Origin of the sequence: Gilliamella sp. wkB108 (assembly GCF_001690195.1) — a bacterium.
Lineage (GTDB): Bacteria > Pseudomonadota > Gammaproteobacteria > Enterobacterales > Orbaceae > Gilliamella > Gilliamella apicola_L.
Map to the genome: position 1 here is coordinate 1 of NZ_LZGM01000095.1, position 10,065 is coordinate 10,065.

At 31.0% G+C, this 10,065-nt stretch carries 10 protein-coding genes and 2 pseudogenes; 9 read left to right on the plus strand and 3 right to left on the minus strand.

From position 1 onward, the window contains the following. The 3 genes and pseudogenes from A9G11_RS11000 to A9G11_RS11005 form a co-directional block, all read right to left on the minus strand. The coding region (locus tag A9G11_RS11000) for a type I restriction enzyme HsdR N-terminal domain-containing protein (protein WP_141674418.1) at positions 1 to 874 on the minus strand (874 nt) is incomplete at its 3' end. Positions 875 to 1,204: 330 nt separating this feature from the next. Further along, positions 1,205 to 1,432, minus strand: a pseudogene (locus A9G11_RS14090) (transposase); the annotation flags it as partial. 108 nt (positions 1,433 to 1,540) lie between these two features. Then, on the minus strand, positions 1,541 to 1,813 hold the full coding sequence (locus A9G11_RS11005; RefSeq protein ID WP_065619663.1) for a hypothetical protein: 273 nt from the start codon (positions 1,811 to 1,813) through the stop codon (positions 1,541 to 1,543). On the opposite strand from A9G11_RS11005, the pseudogene A9G11_RS14825 reads away from it, so the two are divergent. The 9 genes and pseudogenes from A9G11_RS14825 to A9G11_RS11045 form a co-directional block, all read left to right on the plus strand. Continuing rightward, positions 1,804 to 2,207, plus strand: a pseudogene (locus tag A9G11_RS14825) (tyrosine-type recombinase/integrase); the annotation flags it as partial. The gene A9G11_RS11005 and the pseudogene A9G11_RS14825 sit on opposite strands and share 10 nt — an antisense overlap. A gap of 137 nt (positions 2,208 to 2,344) precedes the next feature. Next, entirely contained in the window at positions 2,345 to 3,100 is a 756-nt protein-coding gene (locus A9G11_RS11010; protein WP_065619664.1) for a DUF3944 domain-containing protein, read from the plus strand. 32 nt (positions 3,101 to 3,132) lie between these two features. Continuing rightward, positions 3,133 to 3,837 carry a hypothetical protein gene (locus tag A9G11_RS11015; RefSeq protein WP_065619665.1) on the plus strand — a complete coding sequence of 235 codons (705 nt, stop codon included), beginning with the start codon at positions 3,133 to 3,135 and terminating at the stop codon, positions 3,835 to 3,837. 28 nt (positions 3,838 to 3,865) lie between these two features. Further along, on the plus strand, positions 3,866 to 4,069 hold the full coding sequence (locus A9G11_RS11020; RefSeq protein ID WP_065619666.1) for a hypothetical protein: 204 nt from the start codon (positions 3,866 to 3,868) through the stop codon (positions 4,067 to 4,069). Between the two features lie 25 nt (positions 4,070 to 4,094). Continuing rightward, positions 4,095 to 4,841: a DUF3944 domain-containing protein gene (locus A9G11_RS11025; protein WP_065619667.1), complete on the plus strand. Its 747-nt coding sequence runs from the start codon at positions 4,095 to 4,097 to the stop codon at positions 4,839 to 4,841. A 193-nt stretch (positions 4,842 to 5,034) separates the two neighbouring features. Continuing rightward, positions 5,035 to 5,709 (plus strand): antirestriction protein ArdA, encoded by a 675-nt coding sequence (locus tag A9G11_RS11030; protein ID WP_065619668.1) that lies wholly within the window; start codon positions 5,035 to 5,037, stop codon positions 5,707 to 5,709. A 104-nt stretch (positions 5,710 to 5,813) separates the two neighbouring features. Beyond that, complete coding sequence (locus A9G11_RS11035; protein ID WP_065619669.1) at positions 5,814 to 6,950, plus strand: DNA cytosine methyltransferase; 1,137 nt, start codon at positions 5,814 to 5,816, stop codon at positions 6,948 to 6,950. Between the two features lie 16 nt (positions 6,951 to 6,966). Next, on the plus strand, positions 6,967 to 8,013 hold the full coding sequence (locus A9G11_RS11040; RefSeq protein ID WP_065619670.1) for a restriction endonuclease PLD domain-containing protein: 1,047 nt from the start codon (positions 6,967 to 6,969) through the stop codon (positions 8,011 to 8,013). 16 nt (positions 8,014 to 8,029) lie between these two features. Beyond that, entirely contained in the window at positions 8,030 to 9,940 is a 1,911-nt protein-coding gene (locus A9G11_RS11045) for a Z1 domain-containing protein (protein WP_065619671.1), read from the plus strand. Positions 9,941 to 10,065: the final 125 nt, after the last annotated feature.

Below are 10,065 nucleotides of genomic sequence, written 5' to 3' on the forward strand. Positions count from 1 at the left end.
CAACATCAAATATTAAGCAAGTACCTTTAGCTTCATCACCATATAATCTCCAGAACGTTAAGTTATCTTGTTTATCGTATTTGGAACATGATGTTATATATTTATTGTTCAAATTGATAAAATAATCTTTTTTTCGTTTAGTTATTGGTAAACTATTAATGTTTGTATCTAAATATCTTTCTACATAATCTACTTCTGATTTATCATTCATTCCTGCTAGTCCACTCATAGGAAAAGACAAGTTTTGTATCATGTTAAATGTGGAATGGAATGATGTATATCGACATACTTTTTTTATATTAAATTTTCCTAACAAAGAAGAAAATAACTGATTTTCAAATGATCTATCTTTATTATCAATAAAAGAAAATGTTCTTGAACTGTTATCGAATTTAATATAATTAGATTGTATTTCATTAACTAAACGTAAGATATCTTGATTATCAGGTAAATATCTATGAGCTGATTCATTAAAAATATTAATTATTTTTTCTTTTTCATGATTAGAGATATTATTTAATTTATATGAGGTTATTCTCGCTATAATTTTATTAAAAGAGCATTTAGAAAAATTAGTGTCTTTTTCACAATAATAAAATTGCTTATTGTCTGTAATTATTCCGATTTCGGCATTTGTTATAGCTAAAGCTGAACGAATGTATTCTTTTGCTATTTGACTCTGTACTGAGTTTTTTAAATTATCCCTTATCTCTATGATAACAAATGGATAACCATTTTTACTTATTAGTAGATCGAATCGCTTATGTGATAATGATGTATTCCATTTAGCATCCTCAGTTATTGATAACCGCTGTTTTTTTAGTGCTTGACTGAACCTTATTTTTACTTTTTTGTTTAAATCTATTTCTTCCATATAAATGGACCTTAATAAAATATAGAAGAATTATTTTAGTTGTTATTTTTTTATGTGCAAGATATCTATTTAGTTAATAGTGCAATTAATATTTTGCTAAGATTTAGTCTATTAATATTAACTTTATCAATATTAACTTATAGCTAAATCATATTAAAATATTTAATATTTTCTTTTGTTTTGCGAATGGGCGAAAAATAAATTTCTGGCGATCCCTTGCCTGATAACGCAAATATAATTTTTTTATTGAAGATTTTTGATATCTTTATGAGGAGGATTTCCAAATAGCTACCTATACTCTAGGTTAAATTGAGTGGCACTTTTATAACCTACTGTAAGCCGGGATACGCGTTTAATTACCAGAACAGTCGTTATGGTAAGGTCTGAATAACGCAGAGGTCTTCCTCGCGATGATGGCGTGGCTGACTCGTACCACGTCTGAATGGCTTCGGCGTCCAGCCAGAAACTAACTGAGCCACGATGGGTAAGGGATTTGTTTGTTATAGGTCTTCTAGTCGGTGATTTTGTCCTTCTGCTTTGCCACGGAACTACCTGCATTATCAAAATTGTGCGTGATCTAATCCTGCCGTTGGGAAAAAGTTCGATTTGTTCAATAAAACCACGCTATGGCCGTATGCGTAACTAACGGCGATATTACGCCCTGATTTATACAACATCTCTGGACGAATCGGCAGGATTAACGGCATACTTATTCGCGCTCCTATCGCTATAACCCTCTATTATTTTATCTGCAACCAATAATAAATTTTCACCGATAACATCAGGCTGAGGTCCTACGTCAAGAATTGCATTACCTTTTCTAAGTACCATCGCACCATGCCACCCGACGCTTTTTGCACCAATGATATCCCAAGTATGGCAAGCGACAAGATATAAATCCGAACCGGAAAGATCCAATTCACGTTCAACTGATTCCATTAAGTAATCAAGCCATTAAGATTTTAAAACAAATTTATGAGATCATTGGAATGTATGAACTGGTATTTATTGGCGATCATTCACCGAGAAAACCCATGAGTAAAAATACCATTAATAAAGCATTACGTTCAATTGGCTACGATACTAAAACAGAACTTTGTGGACATGGTTTTAGAACTATGGCTTGTAGTGCACATTAGTTGAGTCGAATCTTTGGTCACGAGATGCAATTGAACGACAAATGAGTCATTAAGAACGTAATGGAGTAAGGGCAGCTTATATTCATAAAGCACAGCATATTGAAGAGCGTAAGAAAATGGTTCAGTGGTGGGCTGATTACCTAGACTTAATTCAAACTGAGTTCATCATGCCTTATGAAACAGATAAGCTATAAATCATTGAATATTTAATTGCGTTCAAAAAATAATCAATTAATCCATTTTTCTCATTTTTTTGTTTTCTTTGACAAAACCTGTCAATCACGCTATACAGCATAAATTTACCTTGATTAAAAAATTAAAGGAGAAATATATGGCTGTATATCGTTCTGACCCTGATTTGGTGTTTTTAAAAGAAAGTGCTAATGAGGATTTAAAATTACTAGTTGATGTATTAACTATTGATCCAAAAGATAAATGTGCTCGTTACACTGAAACATTAACTAGTGATAGTGAGTATAAAAAATACTATCCAAATCATAAATCCTACTGGCAATCTATTGCGGCAGAGTTACAAACTTATGGCGGTAGCACCATAAGGAATGTCTTACGTAGAAATAAAGGTGTTCCTTATAGGGAAGTTTTAACTGATGTCTGCGATAAGATGAAGGTTAATTATAACAAAAATGCAGAAATTGAAATTATAGAAATGAATCTTCTAATGAAAATGTTAGAAGACTCTATAGCACAAATGTCTGAGGAAGCATTAACTCAATTTGTTCGTGATATGGGAATGAAGTTAACTAATCCCACCCCAGAATTAGTTATGATGGCATTACAAACATCAGTAAAATTTTCTGGTTTTGCCGCTTATCAACTAGCAACTACCGTTTTAGCGAGCATTTTGCGTTTTATCGGTGTTACAGCACCATTTGGTGCTTATATCCTTTTAACTCAAGCCATCAAGGTTATATCTGGCCCTATCGGTTGGGTAGTAAGTAGTGCATGGTTAGTTTCTGATATTGCAGGGCCTGCATATAGAGTGACTATTCCATCTTGCATAATTGTTGCCTATATGCGTCAAAAACATCTTTATGAACAATCTCAAGAAGAAAATCGAGATAACTAAACATAAATCATGTTTTAAAGGGAATAACAACAATGAAATCAACACAAGATAATCATGACCCATTGGGAATACGGCGTAGCTCTATAATTAATAGGTTATTTTTAGGTGAGCGATTATTTTTATCTAAGTTAGCTGATGAATTTGGTGTTCATGAAAGAACGATTTATCGAGATTTGCATGAACGGTTAGGATGTCTTGATATTGTACGAGAAGATAAACATTATTATTTATCTAAAAATCAGACAGGTTCACGAAAAACGGTGAACGACATTTTACAACTAGCTAAGATAACTTATATAGATCGCTTATTCCCTTCATTTGATAAAGAATTGATCGCTGTACTATCTGGCAATGTTATTTCACCATTTATAGTCTATACCCCACCACCAGCAGAAATAATTACTTCCTTTGGGAGTTTCTTAACGTTAACAAAAGCAGCTATACAACGTAAAAGTTTACATTTTGTTGATAAAAACAATCAACAATATCACGACTATCAACTCTATAGGCTAATTTATTTTCAGCAGAAATGGTATCTGACTGGAATAGTTGATAAAAAACTCAGCGTTTTTTCTTATCAAAACGTCATGAACGTTGCAGTGAGTGGTAGTAAGTCATTTGATATTGATGAAAAAATTCTAAGTATTATTACTAGTGAATCATTTTTTCAGTGCTTACCTAACTTCCAGACTACTATTGATTTATATCTTAAGGCAATTGACGAATATAACAAATAATATTGAAAACTAAAAAGAGGAAATATAAATGTTTAAACTAATGAGTATAACCAGTGGTGTGATTTTAACTGTTGCAGCGATTTATGCAGTTCAAAAAAAAGCACATGATTCATTAAAAGATGATGAAGAATTTAGTGATATGACGACAGGTATTCGTCTAGTGAGTGGTTTTGCCACAACAGTTGTTGTTGGTGGAACAATAAACAAAATTATTCAATCCGTTTTTAAATAAATGTAGACATAAAAAGGGAATAAAAATGGCGACATACCGTTCAGATTCTGATCTGGAATTTTTATCAAAATGTAGTAATGAAGATTTAGGCTTATTAGTGTCAATATTAACTGTTGACCCCAAAGATGGCAATGAACGTCATACTCAAACATTGACAGGAACGACTGAATATTTATTTAATCGTGAGAATCCTCAAGTTTATTGGCATCTTATTGCTGCTGAGCTTCAAACCTTTGGAGCACATTCAGGTATGACCTTATTGAGAGGAAGAAGAGGCGTACTTTATCGTGAAATATTAATCGATGTATGTAAAAAAGTAAAAGCAAATATCGATAAAAATGTAGCAATTGAAACTATTGAACATGCATTGTTAATGTCAGTTTTGAAAAAATCACTAGAGAAAATGAGTAAAGATGAATTGCAAAATTTAGCTACTGAATTAGGTTGCATCAGTGCAAAGATAACACCATCAATACTGATGATGAGTATTCAAAGCTCGATAATGACAAACCCCACGATGTGGAACTTCATGACTCTTACTATTTTACAACAATTAGGTTTTAATGTCGGTAAATTAGTGCTTTCAGCAGGAACCACATTTGTTCCTAGAACTTTACCAATATTTGGTTTATTAACAGGGCCAATTGGCTGGACAATAAGTGGTTTATGGTTAGTATCTGATATTGCCGGACCTGCATATAGAGTGACGGTTCCTGCATGTTTTTATGTTGCAGCTTTAAGACAAAAATATATGGTAGCTAATACTAAATAAAAAATTTGCAATCTATATGCTAGCTTAATATTTGTATTAATTGAACTATATTAGTTTAAAACAACTCTATATTTAATAATATTCATAAGCTGTTTTTCATGTAAAAACAGCTTTTTCAATCTCTAATCTAAAACAAGTTTTAAATTCCTTATCAAATTAATAATACTGTTTAAAATTATAAAAAGGAGTGTTTATGCAAACATTACCTCATGCATCGTCATGTCTGGAATCTACTGAGGTGGGTTCGAGTACGATTTCAGTTTTTATCACCAATTTAGGTAAATATAACGCAGGAGAGCTAGTCGGTGAATGGCTTGCTTTGCCAACAACGTCTGAGCATGTTACTCAATGTCTTGAGCGTATTGGTATTGATGGTATTCAATATGAAGAGTTCTTTTTAACTGATTATGAATCATCAGTTAGTGGCATATCGGATTATATTTCGGAATACAGCAATCTTAATGAGCTTAACTATTTAGCTTCCAGACTTGAAGAGCTGAGTAGTAATGACATTGAAATTTATGAAGCAGTTATTGATATTGGTGGGCATGTTCAATCGGTTGCAGATCTTATTAACTTAGTTGATAACTTAGATTGTTTTCAATGTTTGTTGAATGTAAGCGATGAATATGATTTAGGTTTCTACTGGATTGAAGAAAGCGGTTGTTACCACTTGAAAGAACTGGGAAATTTAGCTAACTACTTTGATTACGAAAAGTATGGTCGTGATATTGCCCTTGAACAGGGTGGCACATTCTGTTCTAGTGGCTATGTTTATCATACTGGTGAGAGTTTTAATGAAGATTATGATGGGAAATGTGTGCCGGAGGAATATTGTGTTTATCCAGCAAGTGTTTTTTGTATTTGAAAATTTTATTAAGTTATAAAAACGGTTATTATAGATATAACATAAAATATGCATTCACTGTATTAATAAACAGTTGTTTACTGTATCATACTTTGAATGCATGTATGAATATAGAAGGTTATAAAGTGAAACAAGTGAAAAAAATTGCAATCCCTAAAATTGTATCATTATTCTCTGGATGTGGCGGGTTAGATTTAGGTTTTCATCAATGTGGTTATGAAACTGTATGGGCTAATGATTTCAATAAATGGGCTGCGGAAACGTTCATTCATAATTTTGGGGATGTAATGCATTGTGGAGATATTGAGTTAATTGATCCATATTCAGATGATAGTATACCTAATTGCGATCTTATTTTAGGTGGATTTCCATGTCAGGATTTTTCCATTATATGGAAAAGACCAGGGTTGAATGGAGAGAGAGGAAATTTATATAAAAGCTTTTTAAGGTTTATTGATGCAAAGAGGCCAAAAGCCTTTGTCGCTGAAAATGTAAAAGGTTTACTTAGTGCTAATAAGTACAAGGCAATTGATACGATAATTAAAGATTTTGAAAGTATAGCACCTGGGTATTTAGTTAAAGTACAATTGTATAATTTTGCGGAGTATGGTGTACCACAATTTAGAGAACGGGTTCTAATAGTTGGTATTCGTAAAGATACTGGGTTTAATTTTATTCATCCTTCACCAACTCATGGTAATAAAGAACATTTATTACCATTTGTTACAGCAGGGAAAGCATTAGAAGGTGTTGAAAAAATTAAAAGTAATAATGAATACATGAATGTTCAACCTAAAACTGTTGAAATGTTAAAATTAATTCCAGAAGGAGGTAATTTTACGGATATTCCTAAGGAACATCCTCTTTATGTGAAAGGTATGATAAGTCATGTATATAGAAGAATTAACAGAAACGAACCATCTAAAACTATTATTGCAGCAGGCGGAGGGGGAACGTGGGGATATCATTACCCTGAACCTAGACCATTAACTAATAGGGAAAGAGCTCGATTACAGTCATTTCCTGATGACTTTTATTTTGTTGGTAATAATGTAGAAGTACGTCGCCAAATTGGTAATGCAGTGCCCCCTCACGGGGTTCATGCACTAGCAAAAGCTTTATTGCCTTTATTTGAGAATAATTATCAATATGAGGATTTAGAAAAAATCAGTATTAAGCTGAAAAAAATGTCGATTAGAGAACGGTTATTATTTGATACTATTAATAATAAAAATATTTAACGGGAAGAAGGTTATAATGGAATTATTAACTTCAAATCTACAACCATTGAGAACTGAAAATAATACATTTAGTTCAAAGTTTGATGAATTATTATCTAACTGTGAACAAGTTGATATAGCAGTTGGTTATATTTCAGAGGATTCTTTAAATCACCTTGCTAATTTTATTTACAAAAATGGTAAACCTTTTTGTAATATAATAATTGGGATGCATTATTTTGATTATTTTACATATTCACAATATGCAATTGCTAAAGAAATGGAAAAATTTTTGAAGGATAATAAGTTAGGATGTGTGAAATTAGTCACAAGCTTTCCATTTCATGGAAAAATCTATTCCTTTCATAAAAAGAATAATAGTATCTCTATTATTGGTTCTTCTAATATGAGTAATATTTTATTGCATCAACCTATTAGGCAGTATGAGGTTGATCTTTTAATAGAAGATAAAGCTATTAATACCAACATTAATAGCTTTATTTCATCACTATCAAAAATTTCATCTGATTTATCGTCACCTGACTTGAAATTACCTGGATTTAAAAAAGTAAATAATTTATTAGATGGATTACCTGATGTTAACATAATCAATGATGAGGTTGTTCAACATATAAAAAGTAAAATATCAAAAAAGGAAATTATCTACATTCCGATATCTACCGCTGAAAAAGCAGCATCTAGCAACATTAATGCTTGTTTTGGAAAGGGACGAGAAAATAAAAAAACAGGTATTATAAAAAATAGGTCTTGGTATGAGGTAGAGTTAATTGTAACTAAAAAAATTGCTTGTTTACCAAATTATCCTAAAAATGTAATTAAAGTTATTACTGATGATGGTTACCAATTTGAATGTAAAATTAGTGGAACAAATAATAAAAACTTTCGTTCTACACCTAAGTTAACTATTTTAGGGAAATGGTTAAAAGGCCGATTAGAAAATGCTGGTGTTTTGAAAGTAGGCCAAATGGTAACAGATGAGGTCTTAGCCAAATATGGTACATCACATATTAAAATGAGTTTAATTAAAAATAATGAATGGTTTTTGGATTTTGAGCCGGAGTAATGAGAGAAAGTAAAAAATGCAACATTATAATAATTATATTAAATTAATAGAACAAAACTTTTCTAAAGGTATTGCAAAAGATATAGATAGGTCTGTTACAGCAATACTCCCTAACCATATAGCTTGTTTTGACTTTAATAGTCATCGTACTGGCTTATTATTGGGAAATGTTCAGAGCGGAAAAACAGGACATATGTTAGGTGTAATTGCATCAGCAGCAGATCACCATTTTGATCTTTTTATTATTTTAACAACAGATAATGTTAGACTACAAAAACAAACTTTAGCTAGAGCTCTCAATTCATTAGATACTTTTTGTATTTGTGATGAGTCAGATGATATACGATTCATAAAAAATGAAATGAGAAGGCCCGTTATACTAGTTTTAAAGAAGAATTCTAAAACTCTAAGCTCTTGGTATAATAATTTAATTTCATCAAAGTTTTTGCTCGGTAGGGCAATTTTTATTGTTGATGATGAAAGTGATGCGGCAAGTCTAAATACTAAAGTTAATAAAAAAAATATTAGTACTATTAATAATAAAATTTCAGAAATAAGAAAACTTGGGAATAGTAGTTTTTATCTTCAAGTCACTGCAACACCTCAATCATTATTTTTACAATCTGCATTAACTGGATATCGGCCAGAATTTGTGCATTATTTTCAGCCAGGTGAAGGATACCTGGGAGGTGATTTTTTTTATAGGGTTCAAGATATCAATGATGAAATAATTGTTCCTTATCCTATTCAATACACAGGTGAAGAGGAATTAAAAGATTTGAGAATTGAAGAATCACATCTTCCTGAAGGGATGCAAATGGCTATTGCTAGCTTTCTTATTGCATCAGCTCATTTATTTTTAGTAGATAATAAAAAATCTTGTTCTTTTCTAATTCATCCTAGTGTAAGTATTTCGGATCATGAAATTATTGCAAATAAGATCAGCGAATCTTTAAATGACCTTTTATATGCGATTAGAAATGAAGATTTATTTAAGGATTCGCTTAAATATGCTTGGGGTAATTTAGTAAAAACTAAACCTGACATCTTAAATTTTAATAAATGTTATGAATTCATTTTAAATATTCTTGAAAATCAAAAAATAAATATTATTACAGTAAACTCAAATAATACTTATAAAGATGATTTTGAAGAAGGAATCAATATTATTATTGGAGGGAATGCTATTGGTAGAGGTGTGACATTCCCGAATCTACAAACAACTTATTATTGTCGTAAATCGAAAAAACCACAGGCTGACACATATTGGCAGCATAGTCGTGCTTTTGGATATGATCGAGATCCTGGATTAGTTCGAGTGTTTTTACCTCCGAGCTTATTTAAGCTATTCTCTGAATTAAATTATGCAAATAGCGCAATGATAGAATATATCCAAAATAATGATATAAATAATATAAATCTTGTCTATCCTAAAGGTATTACACCGACAAGAAATAATATTATTGATAAAACTAAGTTGAACATTATTGTTGGTGGGGTTAATCACTTCCCAAGTTTCTCTCAAGAAAAAAATACGTCAAAGATAGATAACATATTAAGTTCTTTTGATGATAAAGAATTCCATGAAATAACAGACATTGATTTGTTAAAAGAAATAATTCAATATTGCGATTCTGATGTTAAAAATGATTGGCCAAAGGAAAAGTATATTGATTGTATTAATTCCTTAGCTGATGAAGATAAAGAAAAGGCAATTTTAATTATAAGAAAAGATAGAAATATTGGGAAAAATACTGGGACCTTATTATCACCAACAGATAGAAAATTAGGTGATAAATTTCACAATATAATTGTATTAACAATGTATAGAGTTCTTGGTGGAGTAGATAAAGGGTGGAATGGAAAACCTTTATGGATTCCTAATATTAAATTCCCTAAAGATAAATTTTTTTATAATGTTGATTAATTATTATTATTTAGAATAGGGAAAATTACTAGACGGGGAAATAAATAAAAAATATATAATATAGAAAGAGTGTTTATTGATTTTTTGCATAACCCAATAACTCTAATCTATTTACTAACTACATT

Excerpts from the sequence above, each read along its gene's own strand:
- A9G11_RS11005 (WP_065619663.1), bottom strand. The coding sequence starts at position 1,813 with ATGGAATCAGTTGAACGTGAATTGGATCTTTCCGGTTCGGATTTATAT.
- A9G11_RS11010 (WP_065619664.1), top strand. The coding sequence starts at position 2,345 with ATGGCTGTATATCGTTCTGACCCTGATTTGGTGTTTTTAAAAGAAAGT.
- A9G11_RS11015 (WP_065619665.1), top strand. The coding sequence starts at position 3,133 with ATGAAATCAACACAAGATAATCATGACCCATTGGGAATACGGCGTAGC.
- A9G11_RS11020 (WP_065619666.1), top strand. The coding sequence starts at position 3,866 with ATGTTTAAACTAATGAGTATAACCAGTGGTGTGATTTTAACTGTTGCA.
- A9G11_RS11025 (WP_065619667.1), top strand. The coding sequence starts at position 4,095 with ATGGCGACATACCGTTCAGATTCTGATCTGGAATTTTTATCAAAATGT.
- A9G11_RS11030 (WP_065619668.1), top strand. The coding sequence starts at position 5,035 with ATGCAAACATTACCTCATGCATCGTCATGTCTGGAATCTACTGAGGTG.
- A9G11_RS11035 (WP_065619669.1), top strand. The coding sequence starts at position 5,814 with ATGAATATAGAAGGTTATAAAGTGAAACAAGTGAAAAAAATTGCAATC.
- A9G11_RS11040 (WP_065619670.1), top strand. The coding sequence starts at position 6,967 with ATGGAATTATTAACTTCAAATCTACAACCATTGAGAACTGAAAATAAT.
- A9G11_RS11045 (WP_065619671.1), top strand. The coding sequence starts at position 8,030 with ATGCAACATTATAATAATTATATTAAATTAATAGAACAAAACTTTTCT.